Source organism: Bacillus cereus group sp. BfR-BA-01331 (assembly GCF_022663915.1).
GTDB classification, from domain to species: domain Bacteria; phylum Bacillota; class Bacilli; order Bacillales; family Bacillaceae_G; genus Bacillus_A; species Bacillus_A mycoides.
Genome location: NZ_JAKUGJ010000004.1, coordinates 168,337 through 184,465 on the forward strand (window position 1 = coordinate 168,337; position 16,129 = coordinate 184,465).

Here is a 16,129-nt window from a genome sequence, read left to right on the forward strand (position 1 = left end):
CTTATCATTTCAATATAGAAAGGAGGAAATAAAAATGAAGTATCTTTTAAAACGTTATAATAAGCCTATTCTCATTCGATTGTTCGGTGAATTGTTAGTCCGAACGACTGAAGCGATGTTAGCTATCATTTTTATTGTTCACGTTAATAAAGCGTTAAATGGTAATGTTATAGTTACAATGCTTCTTTTCGGATTACAGCCTCTCGCTGATATTGTGTTTACATTAATCGCTGGGGGTGTAACAGATAAATACGGCCGAAAGAAAATAATGTTACTCGGATTACTTTTACAAGCTTTTGCCGTAAGCGGATTCGTTTTTGCTGAATCGGTCGCCTTTTTCGCCTTATTGTATGTAGTAAATGGTATTGGACGCTCTTTATATATTCCGGCACAGCGAGCACAAATCGCTGACTTAACGAAGGAAGAACAACAGGCAGAAATATTTGCTGTTCTGCATACTACGGGAGCAATCGGCTCTGTAATTGGCCCATTAATCGGCGCCTTTTTCTATACTAGTCACCCTGAGTATTTATTTATTTTGCAAGGTGTAGCCCTTACGCTATATGCTATTCTCGTTTGGACGCAGCTTCCTGAAACGGTCCCACTCAGACAAAGCGTTAATAAAACTAAAGAAGTATATTCGCCAAAACAATTTATTTCAAAGCATTATGCTGTGTTTGGACTTATGGTTTCTACGCTACCTATTAGTTTTTTCTACGCTCAAACCGAATCAAATTATCGTATATTCGCCGAAAGTGTATTTCCAAATTTTTTATTCATACTCGTATTTATCTCAACTTGTAAAGCAATCATGGAAGTTATGCTCCAAATTTTCCTTGTGAAATGGTCTGAACGATTTTCTATGCCTAAAATCATTGTTATTTCCTATACTTGCTATACGTTAGCTGCGATTGGCTACGGTTATTCCACAACAATATGGTCATTATTCTTCACATTGCTCTTTTTAGTAATTGGGCAAAGTATAGCTTTGAATCACTTACTACGATTCGTTTCACAAATTGCTCCAAGTCATAGACGCGGATTATATTTTTCTATATACGGTATACATTGGGATATTTCAAGAACTTGTGGGCCTTTTGTAGGTGCATTGTTATTAAGTAAATTAAGCGGTAGTACTCTATTTTATATTTGTGCCTTCTTATTAATAATCGGTGGTATCATTCAAGCTTTTTTTGTTCAATCGTTAGAAAGAAACAAAACAAAAGAGCTGTCCCTATAGGAACAGCTCTTCATTTAACCTGCCATTTTATTAATACTATCCTCCGGTGAGAACACAGAAATATGATGTACTTTACCAGTCGATTTTGGAATTACGAATTTCAATTCAAACTGGTCATTTACTTTATAAACATAAATTTTATCATTACCATTTTCTTTAACAGACGCTGGTTTTCCTAAAGCCTTTTCGATTTCTTGTAACGTAATCGATTTGAGCTCTGAATGGTAAGAGCGTACGTCAAAGACTTGTGATCCTTTATTAAAGCCAAATGCTACATTTTTACTTGTAAAAGTTGCATACATCCCGTTTCCTGCTTGCTCAGTCTTATCTGCCTTTCCCCATGCCTTCTCTATTTCTTCAATATCTCCTGTATGCGCTGCATATGGTACGTTAGGTACTTTACCTTCTTTCGCTTGCTCAAATAAATCTTTTACATGGTTAATTGATTTTTGATTAAGCACTGTATTTTTCGTATTAGACTCCGTTGAAGGTTTTACCGAATCATGACCTTTTGGTTTTTCCACAGACTCTTTCTCTGTTTTTTGAGCGGTGTCCTCATTCTTTTTACCCGTTTCTGACGTTTCGCTCTTTTTTTCCGTACTATTTTCTGATGTTGAATTAGTTTGTTTCTTTTCCTCAGCGTTAGTACATGCGGTTAAAGCCGCTACACACGTTAAAGTTAGGAAAAATATAAGTACTTTCATATATACTTTCATCATTTTCAGCCTCCCTCTTCAACATATTCACTTTTGTAACCATTCCATTACACTACTCTTCAAATTATTTTTGGTCCAAAAAGTAAGTGCTTCGCTTTCCCCGAAAGTATTCACAATATACTCCATATACGATGTTCCTAAAAAATAACCGAGTCGATTGTATCCGAAATAGTTCCCTCCGGATAGACGGAACCATTCTTTCTCTTTTTCAACTGTCCATCCTTCAACATAATCCTGTAAAAAACGTTTCTTAATGCGCTCTTCAATTTCTTTATAATATTGTAACGATGAATTACCATTACTACTATATGAATAGTAAACGGACTCACTTAAACCTTTAACTATTAGTTGTGATAAATAGGTCGCGACCCCTTCACGATATAAACTTATCGGGGCATCATTCCATTCTGCTTTAGTCCAATCCATTCCACTCTCTTGTAATGCTACATTATGATATATATGTCCGATTTCATGAGCAACGATAACACGGAGGTGCTCCCTTACAGGAGATAATTTCTCAGCCGCAAAAAATATATCCCCAATAATCTCCCTTTCCACAAATGCATTAGAACCAAATCCACCTACAAATAGATGAAAAGTCAAATCTATATTAAAACCAAATTGAATGTGATACTCCTCACTAATTTCTTGAATAATAGATGGTAAAGTTTCCGAAATAATACGGATGTCTTTTAGTTTTTCAGGATACTTTTCAATCGCACTAGAGAGACGTTCTTCTGTCTTAGGACAGTGAAACTTAAAATACTCTTCGAATGCCTCTGGGTGCATATCATAATATTTGTTCAAGTCATGTAATCCTATATCATCGCTTTCCAAAAGCTTCAAAAAGCTTGGAATTGTATTGTTAATCATCTTATTCATCTCCTTGTATACACCTTCTCTCCATACTCGCTATATCCTTTTTGTAACTTGAATTAAGCTGCTACAAAATCTCCTTTAAATGCAAAAAACCAGCAGAAAGTGAATACTCATTCTCTGCTGGTTTAATGTTTTGTTCCTTCTGAATCTTATTCAAATCATTTGTCATGATCAGAAATCCATTAAGATTAACTATTTATATAATTAAAAAAGCTGTCCTATTAAAGGACAGCCTCAATTATGTATTTTTACACTTCGATAGATTTACCGTCTTCAACGATGTGGTAAAGTAAGTGCGCTAAATGATGAATTGGACCATTTTCTTCCTCTTCTTCATTTGTCTCACCTTGGAATTCAAGATCATTTAAGTATAGTGCTAAAAATTGATAGAACAATTTCAAATCAAATCCGTAGCAAGCACTTGGTTCTTCATGATCTCCTTCATATTGTAACATTAAGTATTGCTCGTTTCCTTCTGTATCTTCAGCATCAAAGAATACGAAGAAACCAACGTTTGTATCTAAATCAAATAGATGACGAGTACCTTTTTCTGTTGCTTTCTCGAAGTCCTCTTCACTTAATTTATGTACTGTTGTTGCCTTTGCATTATCCTCTTGATGAAAATTTACTGTAAATGATTTCAATGCTGACACCTCCTGTTTGTATAACAGTAGCATAACAGATTAGACAACATAATACAAAGGGACTGCTTACAAATGTAAACAGTCCCCTGTATTCATTTCCGCATTGCACGGAATATAAAGCTTACGATGAAAATCAAAACAATCGCGCCTATTAAAGCCGGAACAATCGCATATCCGCCTATAACAGGTCCGAATTTACCAAGTAACGCTGTACCAAGCCAAGAACCGACAATACCTGCAATAATATTACCGATTACACCGCCAGGTACATCCTTCCCAGTAATTAAACTTGCAAACCATCCTAATATACCACCAACGATTAAAGACCAAATCATATCATTTCCTCCTTTATAATTGACCAATAAAAATTATAATCAGAAACAATTGCTTACCATTAGTTATGTTACATTTTTCGTAAGTTATTCGTCTTATGAAAATCATTCAAATCTGCGCACCCTTTTAAGGACAATCTGGCTTCAATATTGTTCTCATAAATTCGTCTTTAAACGCTTGATAATTAAATTCAACGGCAATTTTTTGTATAGGACGATTATCAAACGTCGTTGGCTCAGCTATTTTTCTAAAATCTGCAACACTTTGACCTCTCGTTACATCATTCGTCGTACTTATCCAAACTGCTGATTTTTTATATTCAAAAATATCATCATTTATAAATGAAATGAACGGAAGTAAATCGTGAATCGGACTCCCAGCAATACCTGGATATTCTTTTTTGTAAAAGTTCTCGTAATAAAAATCGATCATTGGCTTAATAAGTTTCGCCTGCCCGGTTCCTTCTTTATCAATAATATCGACCATTTCAGGAGTAATAAGAGCTCGCTGCGTTACATTTAACGGATATATAGTAGCATTCTGCGCATATTTCATAACGATATTCGCGGCAATTGGATCGCCGTAAAAATTAGCTTCTGATACAGGTGTAACGTTTCCCGGAAATAGAAAAGCACCGCCCATTATATAATAAGAACATAATCGATTCATTAAATTGGGGTACAATAAAAATAATGTTGCAAGTGTTGTTAATCGTCCCGTCGCGACTATAATAACATCTTCTGGACAAGGCTCAATTAATTTAATCAATTCACAAAAATTTTCTCTGTCACAAATTCTCATTTTCAGTGGAATAATTGGACCTAAACCGTGCTCCCCATGAATTTCAGGGAAAAACAAAGGTTCTTCAGCTGTCATTGGTCTACTGGCACCTTCAATAATCTTCACTTTTGTAGCATAGTATCTTTCTAAAAAATAAACATTTTCCGTAACAATTTCTCTTGATACATTTCCGTACTCTGCAACGATACCGATAATATCTAATTTGCATGTTTTATTCGCATAAATTAACGTTACTGCATCATCAATACCAAAATCTCCGAAAAAGATTATTTTTTTATTAACTTTCCTCACCCCTCTTCAGCATAATCTACTATCATTATTATGCGAAAAAGACAAGGCGGTGAAACAGAGACAATTAAAAAAGCCGCCTATTTATTGGCGACTTCAATCTTTTTATAAGATAAATATGCTAGTACACTTTTGCTTGAATCATATTTCGGATTATTCCCTTTTCTCGGTTCTCTCATATGTGTTTTTTCAAACCCAGGAATGTCAGGCATTTTCTCTAAAAATTCAAGCATCTCTTCCTCAGTTCCCTCAATACGTACACGAATCATTATTACTATTCCTCAATTCTCATTTTCTCTGTACTAAGTATATCGTACATCAGAAAGACTGCAAGAAATTTATCTTTTTAATGTTGAACTTTTTTTACATACGAACAGTGCCATTTCAGTATAAAATGATTCTATTTTATTATTTCCAAATTGAATTTTGAAAAATTCTTGCATTTCATTTGATGTTTTCATCATACACTCTGTTAACTTTACACGTTTTTGCATAGGAACATCCATCATATCGCACCACCAATCAAAATCGAACTTCTTGTCAAAAGTATGACATGACTGCATTTGCAAACCATGTTTTTCTAATAAAGTAATCCATTCTGTTTTTTTCAAAGCTCGTTCATGGCTTGGATCTCTCTTCTTTTCGATAAAGTTATAAAATGTATCAAACTCATTATTTTCTGGTGAAACGTTATCAATTAATATAAATAACCCATTATCTTCTAACGTTCGATTTACTTCAAAAATAAATTGCAAAGGATCAACAAAATGATGTGCTGCAATTCGGCATGTAATTGTATCAAAGGATTCATCAGCAAATGGTAACCTTTCTGCATGTCCTGCTACAAATGATACATTTTCATGTCCGTTCCCTTCTATAAAACCTTTTGCTTTTTCTAACATTTTTTCTGTTAAATCAAGAGCGACTACCTCTTTGAACATTGGGGCTAACAAATTAGCAACATGTCCGCCACCAGTAGCAATATCAAGAAGACGATTATTATGACGAGTTTCAACTTGCTGAACTACATATTGTAAATCCAGTCCTTTTGCATGAATTTTACTTTTCACATACTTCTCTGCATTACTACCAAATTGTTGTTTCACAAGTTCTTCTTTACTCACTTTTATCATCTTCTTTCTATAAAGTATTATATTTAATTTATAAGTTCTCTTTATATAATTTCAAATCCTCTTTTAGCTTAGTCTCGTCTCTTGTATTAGAGACCTTCTATCAAAAAAATTTAACTCTTTTATTTTTAAGCACAAAACAAAAAAAGTTATGGGTAATTATCCCACAACCCTACAAAGTATCTCTTATATTTGAGGATCTTCTTACACGTCTAAATAACTTAATCCCCCTGTAACTTCACAATAACTTCTACTTCGCTATTAGTAGCCTCTCTTGCATGCAATCCATATTGGTCCATGCCAATCCATATCCACCCAGGACTATCATAAAGAATATCTATGTTGAAATGCTTCAACTTAGTAAGCTCTGACCTAATAAATTTATCCCTACTAGCGATTTCCTTATCAAGCAAGCCATATTCTTTCCCATTTTCAAATAGCGCTATCATCTTTCCTGCAAGTGGATGTATACGAACAATAAATTGATATTCTTTTTCATTTATATTCGCTACAATCGTACTAGAATCAGGTACATCACATCTAGAATTCGGCATATTCATATCGGTCAGCTCCTTTATTGATTTCATTAATATCATAACAGGTTAATATTTAGATATTATTAATATAATGTAAAAAATATAAAAGCTGACTTCCCTTTAGAAATCAGCTTTTACACATTGTTTATCTTTAAACTTTTTACAAATTTTATAATGTTTCTTTCTCTTCATCATTTCCGGAAACTAAATCTCCTAAAACATCCACCGTAACTTCAACTACAAATTCACAAATCCCTGCTACAACTTCTCCAATTACTTCCTCCATCTTTCTACCCCCTTGTTTTATGGAACCTATTTGTAGTATAGAAGATACTGGTTAATTTTAACTATCGGCAAAGGTGACAAAAACATTACAGATTTGTAAGCTATTTCAATGTTTTTTTGAATTTATACTTCTCCCCTTTGAAACTTTAAGTATTATTAACAACCAGATAGGTCATCATAATATAAAGTATTTAAGAATCCTAATTTAAAGGAGGCGTGTAAAATATACTACGTAAAATTAATTAAAGGTCAATCTTTCTATGCTTTTGATCAACGATTCTTAGTGTCTCATGAAGAAGAGGTTTCGGAAAAAATTTTTAATTACTTACGCCGGAATGAATTCTTCGAAGTACGTAAAGAAGAATATTCCGCCTAAAGTATGAAAAGCATCAAAAAATGACTCTCATAATTGGGATTTTTTCTTGATGCTTTTATATTATCTCCCTTTATTCAACATTACTCCTCAATTCTCTTAAAATCTTATAATATATGTCCAAGCTAATTCATCGTTACCTTCATATTTTAGTATATGAGGAGGTGACGAATATGACTCATATCATTGATTATCAAGCTACTCAACCTTTAAATAAAACAGGTGAAACAACTTTTGTAATTCCCCATTCCCCAGAAAAAGCAATTCTAGCAAGTATTAAATTAAAAATTTCAAGAAGAGATTCACGTAATAATCGAGTAGAATTAATTGCTACAGTTGGGGTTGAAGGTATAACTGAGATTTCACAAGTTTTATTCCGAATTTTCCGTGACAATACAGAAATCTTCAACGCTCAAGTAGGGATTGAATCTACAGATTCTGAGCAATTTTACGCGCAAACATTTCAAGCTATAGATCAAAATGTTAGCTGCGGGACTCACGAGTATTCATTAACTGTAGAAAACCTTACTAGTGGTGCAAGTGCAGACATTGTTGGTCCTCTGTCTTTTAGCGGCTTAGCTATTGGACAAGATCATAAGTGTTGCTAATTTAATCTATTTTGGTTTTTTGAGAAAAGTAAGACGTATTATCTGCGTTCTTACTTTTTTTATTTTCCCCACACTTACCTTCCCTTTGAATTTACTTGTGAATTTTTTGTATTTTTAGTTACCCATTGTATCACTTAATTCATCATTTTTTTACAAATCAAAAAGATTGAAATCCATTAATGAAACACGTAATATAGACTCTGACTCTAAAAAATTTCGTTAAAAATAATACATAAAATAAGGAGGTTTTATATACGAGTTTTTCATTTTAAAAGACAGAGAGGTTTTACATTATGTGGCGTAATAAAAATGTTTGGATTGTGTTAATTGGGGAGTTTATTGCTGGTCTAGGGTTATGGCTTGGTATTCTTGGTAATCTTGAATTTATGCAAAAATACGTCCCTTCTGATTTTATGAAATCCGTTATATTATTTATCGGACTGTTAGCTGGTGTTCTAGTCGGTCCAATGGCTGGGCGTGTCATTGATCAATATGAAAAAAAGAAAGTTCTTCTTTACGCTGGATTTGGTCGTGTTATTAGTGTTATTTTCATGTTTTTCGCTATTCAATATGAAAGTATCGCTTTCATGATTGCATTTATGATTGCACTTCAAATTTCCGCGGCATTTTATTTCCCTGCATTACAATCTGTAATTCCACTCATCGTTAATGAACATGAGCTATTACAAATGAACGGTGTACATATGAATATCGGTACAATCGCTCGTATTGCAGGTACTTCACTAGGTGGCATTCTTTTAGTTGTAATGAGTTTACAGTATATGTATGCCTTCTCAATGGCAGCATACGCTTTATTATTCCTCTCAACTTTCTTCCTACAATTTGAAGATAAAAAATCCGCTACATCAAGTAAACAATCAGCTAAAGATAATAGTTTTATGGAAGTATTTCGTATTTTAAAAGGAATCCCTATTGCTTTTAAAGCACTTATATTAAGTATTATCCCTCTTTTATTTATAGCTGGATTCAATTTAATGGTTATTAACATTAGCGAAATGCAACATGACCCAACAATTAAAGGATTCATATATACAATTGAAGGTGTAGCGTTTATGTTAGGTGCATTCGTTATTAAACGTTTATCTGATCATTTCAAACCTGAAAAGTTACTATATTTCTTCGCATTTTGTACCGCTTTTGCACACCTTTCGTTGTTCTTTAGTGATATTAAATGGATGGCACTTGCCTCATTTGGTTTGTTTGGATTTAGTGTTGGCTGCTTCTTCCCTATTATGTCGACAATTTTCCAAACGAAAGTCGAAAAAAGCTATCACGGACGTCTCTTCTCATTCCGTAATATGTTTGAAAGAATTATGTTCCAAATTGTCTTACTCGGCACCGGCTTCTTCTTAGATACGATTGGATTACAGTATATGGTTCTAATTTTCGGAGTCATTTCATTGTTAATTATATTTATTTCCCTATCTAAACAGAAACGATTTGAAAAACAAACGTCGCAATCTGCGAATTTATAAAACTAATACTTCTTAAGAATGGATCCCGTATTTTACTGGGTCCATTCTTTTTGAATTTCAAGGATTAAAATCTATTCTCTTTATGTAGTTCAAATATTTAAAGGATTATCCCCTACTACTTTCGAATAAAATAAATTATAGATTTTTCAAAAAGGAGCTGTGGAAATGTCTGATGGCATCCAATTATTAATTACCCTTCTGTTTTCATTCATTATGTTTGGCGCCCTTAATTTTTTAGCCATTTCCCTATCCCAAAATAACTTTAAAAGAAGAATTGTTGCAGGTTTCTTATTTTTACTGTTAACTCCCATTATCTTTTTGACTACTACAGCATTCACCTCTATATTCGATAAAGGTGGATTTGGCGCAGCTAACCTAGCCTTTATTATTGTAAATATGTATGTTGTAAATGGAATTGTCATTCTTCTTTCCGCTTCATTTATCCTCAAAAGACATAACATAAGATAGACCATTAGGCATGAATCTGGCATTACACTAGATTCATGCCTTTTTATTTTGAAATCCCACCCTTCTCCAAATTTTTATGTGAAATTTATTAATTCTTTATAAAAATTTAAACTTTATTCATTACAATATTCCTATCGTATTCGCACGTTTATAAAAACTAATAAGAAAGGAGTACACAATGAAAAAGCTTCTATTTATTTTCCCTATATTAATCGTTCTACTTAGTGGATGTAGCAATAATGACATATACGGTTCTTGGGAAGTCATTGATAATAAAAAAGGTGAATGCCCTGTGTATTATAAATTTGAAACAGTTGTAAAAGAAGAAAAGAAAGAAAAGGTTGTTCACAATTTAGTGGAAATGCAAACAACAACTAAAAAAGAGGATTTATTTAAAGGATCGTTTGTTAAAAATTCTAACGTGTATCGTATTGATTATGGTAACTCGTTTACATCAGATCAATCTTTAAAAGTTGTCGATAATGAATTAAATGTATACTTTTTTACAACTGAAAAAACATGTACATATAAAAAAACAAACAATTAATCTTCATTTATAACGTAGAAAATATTTTCTACGTTATTTTTATATTTCCCCTTATTATCCTCCCTCTAAATTTGTCAATCATTTTAATTTTCATAAAAAAATGATAAAATGTAAACATGTGTTTTCAGAATAATTAAAAATACAGAAAGAAAACACTGTTTTTAGGAGGGGTTTTGATGACTTACACTTTAGCAACTAGAATGAAAGCATTCCAATCTTCTATATTTAGTGAATTAGGCGCCTATAAAAAAGAGAAAATTACAGCAGGTCATAAAATGATCGATTTAAGTATCGGGAATCCTGATATGCCTCCTGCTGATTTTGTGAGAGAAGAAATGGTACATACAGCAAGTGCAAAAGAAAGTTACGGATATACATTATCTGGTATTCAAGAATTTCACGAAGCTGTAACTGAATATTACAACAACACTCATAACGTTATTTTAAATGCCGATAAAGAAGTTTTATTATTAATGGGTTCACAAGACGGACTCGTTCATTTACCGATGGTTTTTGCAAATCCGGGAGATATTATATTAGTTCCTGATCCAGGATATACGGCTTATGAAACAGGAATTCAAATGGCCGGCGCAACATCTTACTACATGCCATTAAAGAAAGAAAATGATTTCTTACCTAACTTAGAAGTTATCCCTGAAGAAATTGCCAATAAAGCGAAGATGATGATTTTGAACTTCCCAGGGAATCCAGTTCCAGCAATGGCTCATGAAGATTTCTTTAAAGAGGTAATCGCATTCGCGAAAAAACATAATATTATCGTTGTCCATGATTTTGCTTATGCTGAATTTTATTTTGATGGCCAAAAGCCAATTAGCTTCTTATCTGTACCTGGCGCAAAAGAAGTTGGCGTTGAAATTAATTCTTTATCTAAAAGTTATAGTTTAGCTGGTAGCCGTATTGGTTATATGATTGGTAACGAAGAAATCGTCGGTGCGCTTACGCAATTTAAGTCTAATACAGATTACGGCGTGTTTTTACCAATTCAAAAAGCTGCATCCGCTGCATTGCGACACGGCGCTTCGTTTTGTGAGAAAAACCGTGGAATTTACCAAGAACGTAGAGATACTTTAGTGGACGGATTCCGCAAATTCGGTTGGAATGTCGATAAACCAGCTGGAAGTATGTTCGTTTGGGCTGAAATTCCGAAAGGATGGACTTCGCTAGAGTTCGCTTATGCACTTATGGATCGTGCAAATGTCGTTGTCACACCAGGCCATGCATTTGGTCCTCATGGCGAAGGTTTTGTACGTATTGCACTTGTTCAAGATAAAGTAGTATTACAAGAAGCAGTTGAAAACATTAAAAATAGCGGTATTTTTAATGTTGAAAAAGTAGCGGAATTAGTTGAAAATTAATAATAACTCCCCTGCTTAACTTTAGCAGGGGTATTATTATTCCTGGAGGTACGATATGAATATTAAAGATACTCTTCCCCATCGCTATCCATTTTTACTGATTGATAAAATTACAAACGTTAAAGAATCTCAATCAGCTACAGGATACAAACTGATCACAAATAATGAGTGGTTTATTAATAACAAGCAAAACTATATGCCTCATATGTTAATTGTAGAAGCACTCGCTCAACTTAGTGCTTTTGTAAGTACAGGTGAATCTGAAGGACTTGGTTTCCTCTCCTCTTTAGATGGGGTGGAATTTCATGAAAATGCGTATCCCGGTGATAAACTTGACTTACATTATGAATTAACACGTAACAGACGAGGTTTTGTTCTTGGGAAAGGAATTGCCTCTGTAAACGGTCAATCAATCGTTACCATTGAAAAGCTATTAATATATCAAGCTGATTAAACAGATCACATAGTAAGGGGTAGGAAAATGCGGAATGTTGTTGGTATTGATGCTGGGGGAACATTAACAAAAATTGCTTACTTTAACGAAATGAACAAATTAGTTTTTAAAAAATTTTATTCATATGAACAAGAAAAAATTAAAGAATGGCTTCATAATAATAATTCAATTACACAATTATGCATTACAGGTGGTAAAGCTACACAGTTAGAACAACTCCTTTCAAGTTCATATAAAATAGTAGAATTAAACGAGTTTGAAGCTACTTTAGCAGGAGTACGATACATACTAAAAGAAGAAAAACGTGCTATAAACAACTTTGTATTAACAAATATCGGTACAGGTACTTCCATTCACTATGTTCACGACAAGCAATATGTTCGCGCTGGTGGAACTGGAGTTGGCGGTGGTACTATTATGGGTCTTTCAAAACTATTAACAAATATAGATCATTTTGAAGACGTGATTCCGCTTACGAAAATTGGTTCAAGAAACAGTCTAGATATTACAGTTGGAGATATTTATGGCGGGATTCTCTCCCCTCTTGATAATAACTTAACTGCTAGCAATTTCGGAAAAGCGACCATTACAGACTCAAATTATAGTAGTTCAGATATACTCGCTACCGTTCAAGGACTTGTCGGTGAAGTCGTCACTGCATTAAGCCTTCAATTCGCCGAAGCGAGAAATATTGACCATATCTTTTACATCGGTTCTACTCTATGTAATAACGTACATCTTCAAAGTATTATAAGTAGCTATACAGAATATCAAAATAAAATACCAGTCTTTTTACAAGACGGCGGTTATAGTGGTGCGATTGGTGTTTTACTTCATGGTACGAAATAAAAAAGCTGACTTTCGTCAGCTTTTTTGCAATGGTACTTCAAATTCAATAATTGATTCTCCATTCTCACCAATTCGTTCCACACTAATTCTATCAATTACACAATTTAACTTCTCATGAAAACTAGGAATATCCTTCGCTATTTCAGCCGCTAACTCCGCGCTATCTTTTCTCCCAACTGTTACATGTGGTATGTATGGAATGTCTCTTTTCAAAAATCGTAATAAGGGGCCTGTATACAATTTATCATGTAGTTTTTCTATTTGTTCTTTTCCTTGCTCAATTTCTAACAATAAATAGCCTCCTATACTAGTTACACCACTTGCAAACTTAATCTCAATTGTACCTATCCCTTTTGCCAGATTCGAAATATGTGATTTCAATTCATCATTTGAAATATTACCTTCAAAAGGAAATACAATTGTTATGTGGGGAGGAATTAAACCAAATAAAGGATCGTGTATTTCTCTAATACTTTCTATCTCATCAGTTGACATGTTATTTAGAAAAAGTAAAATTGTACGCATTTTTATATCCCCCACTCTCCTCAATTTTTTATATTTATCATATTGCATGGTAGCTTGCACTTCAACAAGTTATTTCACTTACATATAAAAATAAAAAACTTCTCAAATGAGAAGTTTTCATATAGCATGATTATTATTTTCCCGCCAAACTTTCCTAAACTTTATATAACAAGCAATCCTCCACGGAATAATATATGATATTGCAATAACGTAAAATAATAAACCTATTGTTTGCGGATCTAAGCCAACAATATATTGTCTTGAACTATATCTTAAAATAACAATTCCGATAAAAGTAATTAAAAAGGCAGCACTTTTTTTCGTATAAATGTTTCCGTCTTCTCTTCGCTCATAGTTTGTCAGAATTATAAGTGGGATTGCGAAAATCACCCCAATGGATGCCGCTATAGTCACTTGTAATATAGCTGGATGTACTGGACCAAAAAACAATAAAATACCCGGTGTTAAAAATAGTAATGGCCACAAAATACGTTTTCCCGTTCCCTTTATCGGCTTATACATAGAACGATATCGTCGCCAAAAAATTAGCAGTGCCACGCATAAAAAGACGGTTATTAGTGAAGAAGTATCTCCCATACAGTCTTCCTTCTCTCTTAAAGTATTTGTGCTTAAATCGTATCCTCAAAAGAAACTTTACGAATAAATAGAGCGCTAATTATAAAGTATATTAAAATAAGCACTATCGAAATTGATATAAAATTGGGTATATCAAGTAACGATTTACTATCAATAAATACCAATTCTTTCAAACCTACCTTACCATAAATTGTACTCGTCAACCCCAAGAAAAAAATCACACTAAAAGCAAAGCCTATCCAATTAAATCTTTTCTGAAAAATAGTTGTTAATTGAAATAAGCTAGCTAATAATAGATAGAACACGAACTGTGCAAAGAATTGTTCAATTGTATGTGCTCCTAAATTTATATGTTTCGTTTCATAAAATGTACCTTGTAAAAGCAAAACTTGTAGAAATGAAAAAATTACTGATTGTAATATGATAAAACATACTGAACCAATAAAGAATTGTAATCTAGTAACGCCAAATGAGACAACTGTACGAAATATGTCATCTTGAACAAGAAAAACACTTGCCACAATAAATATTGCAATTGCAATAGATGAATTATTGAAGATATCATGTAAAAATGCTACCTTTAGTCCCTTTATATCAGTTGCAGTTGTTGTCCATTTTATAAATAATGCCACACACCAAAAGATAAGAATAGCCTTATAATGAAATTTCATATGTAACTTTAATTGTTTTAAAAGCATTTTCATTTCACCTCATTATCTGTTAGATAAATAAATAGTTTTTGCAGTGTTACTCTGCCTATTTCTAACCCTTCAGTTTCTATTAGCTCATAATCTCTAGCAGAAAGATCTCCCCATATCGCAGAAATCTCTTTATTCCCATACAACTCTTGTTTTACAACATTTTTCCCCATTAAAAAATTTGTCACTTTATCTTTATGTCCTGATATTATGTGTCCTTTTTCTAAAAAATCTTCCACAGAGGATTGAACAGCTAACGATCCTTCTTTTAATATGATTACATTTTCTATAACATGGGACACTTCCTCAACTAAATGTGTTGATAAGATGATTGTTCGTGGATATTTACTATAATCTTCCAATAATAATTCGTAAAACAACTCTCGATGTGCTGCATCTAAACCGGTAGTCGGCTCATCAAAAATAGTAATTGGTGCTCTACTAGCTAAACCTTTAATAATACCAACAATTGTTTGCATACCATGGGATAAATCATAATATTTTTCTTTTGCATTCAATTGAAATTTTTTAATAAGTTCCTCAGCATATTCTTGATCCCAATTTTCATAAAACATGTTACACAAATAAAAAACATCTTTTACCTTACTACTTAAATTAATGTTTTCTTTCACCTTTACGAAACAAATATTTCGCATCGCTTTACTATTTTCAAATACATTTTCACCAAATACAGATACGCTTCCACTACTTGAAATAATCTGACCTGCGAGTATGTTTAATAAAGTTGTTTTCCCCGCTCCGTTTCTTCCAAGCAAACCATATATTTTATGCTCTTCCAATGAAATAGTTACTTCGTTAACAGCTAATTTCTTTTTATATTTTTTAGACAAGTTTTTCGTTTCAAGTGCAATCATCCCTCTTTCCCCTCCTTCGTAATTTTGTGTATCATGTCCATCAATTCGTCTTTTGATATTTCTAGTACTTTTGCTTCTTCCCACACTTTAGGTAAATACTCTGTCATAAAAGTATTTTGTCTTTTTTTTAGTACGACTTCTTTTGCTCCCTTTGTAACAAACATCCCGATCCCTCTCTTTTTATATAAAATCCCCTCATCCACTAGTAGATTTACTCCTTTTGCAGCTGTAGCCGGATTAATTTGTAACATCTTCGCAAATTGATTCGTAGATGGAACTTGTTCTTCTTCCAGCAATATGTCTCTTAAAATATCAGATTCAATTGTTTCTGCAATTTGTATGTATATTAACTTATTTTGTTCTAGAGTAGGTTTCACAACTTCACCACCTTAGGTTCATAGGTTCATTACT

At 33.1% G+C, this 16,129-nt stretch carries 22 protein-coding genes; 9 read left to right on the forward strand and 13 right to left on the reverse strand.

Features of this window, described 5'->3' with window-relative positions:
- The first annotated feature begins 34 nt into the window (after window positions 1-34).
- Entirely contained in the window at window positions 35-1,240 is a 1,206-nt protein-coding gene (locus MR155_RS09670) for an MDR family MFS transporter (RefSeq protein WP_085311643.1), read from the forward strand.
- Between the two features lie 14 nt (window positions 1,241-1,254).
- Here the strand turns inward: MR155_RS09670 and MR155_RS09675 are convergent, their stop codons facing one another.
- From MR155_RS09675 to MR155_RS09710, 8 genes are all read right to left on the reverse strand, one after another.
- Entirely contained in the window at window positions 1,255-1,959 is a 705-nt protein-coding gene (locus tag MR155_RS09675) for a YjgB family protein (RefSeq protein ID WP_242309454.1), read from the reverse strand.
- A gap of 24 nt (window positions 1,960-1,983) precedes the next feature.
- A complete protein-coding gene (locus MR155_RS09680; protein ID WP_242309456.1) occupies window positions 1,984-2,829 on the reverse strand; it encodes an aminopeptidase in 846 nt (281 codons plus the stop codon).
- Between the two features lie 254 nt (window positions 2,830-3,083).
- A complete protein-coding gene (locus MR155_RS09685) occupies window positions 3,084-3,479 on the reverse strand; it encodes a hypothetical protein (RefSeq protein ID WP_002084959.1) in 396 nt (131 codons plus the stop codon).
- 92 nt (window positions 3,480-3,571) lie between these two features.
- Complete coding sequence (locus MR155_RS09690; RefSeq protein ID WP_002013368.1) at window positions 3,572-3,814, reverse strand: GlsB/YeaQ/YmgE family stress response membrane protein; 243 nt, start codon at window positions 3,812-3,814, stop codon at window positions 3,572-3,574.
- Window positions 3,815-3,938: 124 nt separating this feature from the next.
- Window positions 3,939-4,904, reverse strand: a complete 966-nt coding sequence (locus MR155_RS09695) for a nucleoside hydrolase (protein ID WP_242309458.1) — start codon at window positions 4,902-4,904, stop codon at window positions 3,939-3,941.
- A 77-nt stretch (window positions 4,905-4,981) separates the two neighbouring features.
- Entirely contained in the window at window positions 4,982-5,170 is a 189-nt protein-coding gene (locus tag MR155_RS09700) for a DUF3970 family protein (protein ID WP_002013371.1), read from the reverse strand.
- A 69-nt stretch (window positions 5,171-5,239) separates the two neighbouring features.
- Window positions 5,240-6,025, reverse strand: a complete 786-nt coding sequence (locus MR155_RS09705; RefSeq protein ID WP_242309460.1) for a class I SAM-dependent methyltransferase — start codon at window positions 6,023-6,025, stop codon at window positions 5,240-5,242.
- A gap of 227 nt (window positions 6,026-6,252) precedes the next feature.
- On the reverse strand, window positions 6,253-6,591 hold the full coding sequence (locus MR155_RS09710; RefSeq protein WP_242309462.1) for a hypothetical protein: 339 nt from the start codon (window positions 6,589-6,591) through the stop codon (window positions 6,253-6,255).
- Between the two features lie 484 nt (window positions 6,592-7,075).
- On the opposite strand from MR155_RS09710, the gene MR155_RS09715 reads away from it, so the two are divergent.
- The 8 genes from MR155_RS09715 to coaW all read left to right on the forward strand — a co-directional run bounded on the left by MR155_RS09715 (window position 7,076) and on the right by coaW (window position 13,023).
- Window positions 7,076-7,228 (forward strand): YqbF domain-containing protein, encoded by a 153-nt coding sequence (locus MR155_RS09715; RefSeq protein ID WP_078179002.1) that lies wholly within the window; start codon window positions 7,076-7,078, stop codon window positions 7,226-7,228.
- 170 nt (window positions 7,229-7,398) lie between these two features.
- Complete coding sequence (gene exsC / locus MR155_RS09720; protein WP_219302714.1) at window positions 7,399-7,833, forward strand: exosporium protein ExsC; 435 nt, start codon at window positions 7,399-7,401, stop codon at window positions 7,831-7,833.
- A 293-nt stretch (window positions 7,834-8,126) separates the two neighbouring features.
- The gene (locus tag MR155_RS09725) at window positions 8,127-9,329 is read left to right on the forward strand and encodes an MFS transporter (protein ID WP_219302716.1); all 1,203 of its coding nucleotides are present in this window, start codon (window positions 8,127-8,129) and stop codon (window positions 9,327-9,329) included.
- Window positions 9,330-9,494: 165 nt separating this feature from the next.
- Window positions 9,495-9,797, forward strand: a complete 303-nt coding sequence (locus MR155_RS09730) for a hypothetical protein (RefSeq protein ID WP_113937514.1) — start codon at window positions 9,495-9,497, stop codon at window positions 9,795-9,797.
- 178 nt (window positions 9,798-9,975) lie between these two features.
- Window positions 9,976-10,344 carry a hypothetical protein gene (locus MR155_RS09735; protein WP_113937515.1) on the forward strand — a complete coding sequence of 123 codons (369 nt, stop codon included), beginning with the start codon at window positions 9,976-9,978 and terminating at the stop codon, window positions 10,342-10,344.
- Between the two features lie 176 nt (window positions 10,345-10,520).
- Window positions 10,521-11,720: an LL-diaminopimelate aminotransferase gene (locus MR155_RS09740; RefSeq protein WP_242309464.1), complete on the forward strand. Its 1,200-nt coding sequence runs from the start codon at window positions 10,521-10,523 to the stop codon at window positions 11,718-11,720.
- A 55-nt stretch (window positions 11,721-11,775) separates the two neighbouring features.
- Window positions 11,776-12,174, forward strand: coding sequence for a 3-hydroxyacyl-ACP dehydratase FabZ family protein (locus MR155_RS09745; RefSeq protein ID WP_242309467.1), 399 nt, complete (start codon window positions 11,776-11,778; stop codon window positions 12,172-12,174).
- Window positions 12,175-12,201: 27 nt separating this feature from the next.
- On the forward strand, window positions 12,202-13,023 hold the full coding sequence (coaW, locus tag MR155_RS09750) for a type II pantothenate kinase (protein ID WP_242309468.1): 822 nt from the start codon (window positions 12,202-12,204) through the stop codon (window positions 13,021-13,023).
- A gap of 15 nt (window positions 13,024-13,038) precedes the next feature.
- Here coaW and MR155_RS09755 read toward each other — a convergent pair whose 3' ends face one another.
- The 5 genes from MR155_RS09755 to MR155_RS09775 all read right to left on the reverse strand — a co-directional run bounded on the left by MR155_RS09755 (window position 13,039) and on the right by MR155_RS09775 (window position 16,095).
- Window positions 13,039-13,548, reverse strand: coding sequence for a 2'-5' RNA ligase family protein (locus MR155_RS09755; RefSeq protein WP_242309471.1), 510 nt, complete (start codon window positions 13,546-13,548; stop codon window positions 13,039-13,041).
- Between the two features lie 117 nt (window positions 13,549-13,665).
- Window positions 13,666-14,145 carry a CcdC family protein gene (locus MR155_RS09760; protein ID WP_061674113.1) on the reverse strand — a complete coding sequence of 160 codons (480 nt, stop codon included), beginning with the start codon at window positions 14,143-14,145 and terminating at the stop codon, window positions 13,666-13,668.
- 32 nt (window positions 14,146-14,177) lie between these two features.
- Window positions 14,178-14,849, reverse strand: coding sequence for a DUF4052 family protein (locus MR155_RS09765; protein ID WP_040963093.1), 672 nt, complete (start codon window positions 14,847-14,849; stop codon window positions 14,178-14,180).
- A complete protein-coding gene (locus MR155_RS09770) occupies window positions 14,846-15,718 on the reverse strand; it encodes an ATP-binding cassette domain-containing protein (protein WP_242309473.1) in 873 nt (290 codons plus the stop codon). The genes MR155_RS09765 and MR155_RS09770 overlap by 4 nt, the downstream gene beginning before the upstream one ends.
- Window positions 15,715-16,095 (reverse strand): GntR family transcriptional regulator, encoded by a 381-nt coding sequence (locus MR155_RS09775; protein WP_242309475.1) that lies wholly within the window; start codon window positions 16,093-16,095, stop codon window positions 15,715-15,717. Before MR155_RS09775 ends, MR155_RS09770 begins: the two co-directional genes overlap by 4 nt.
- Window positions 16,096-16,129: the final 34 nt, after the last annotated feature.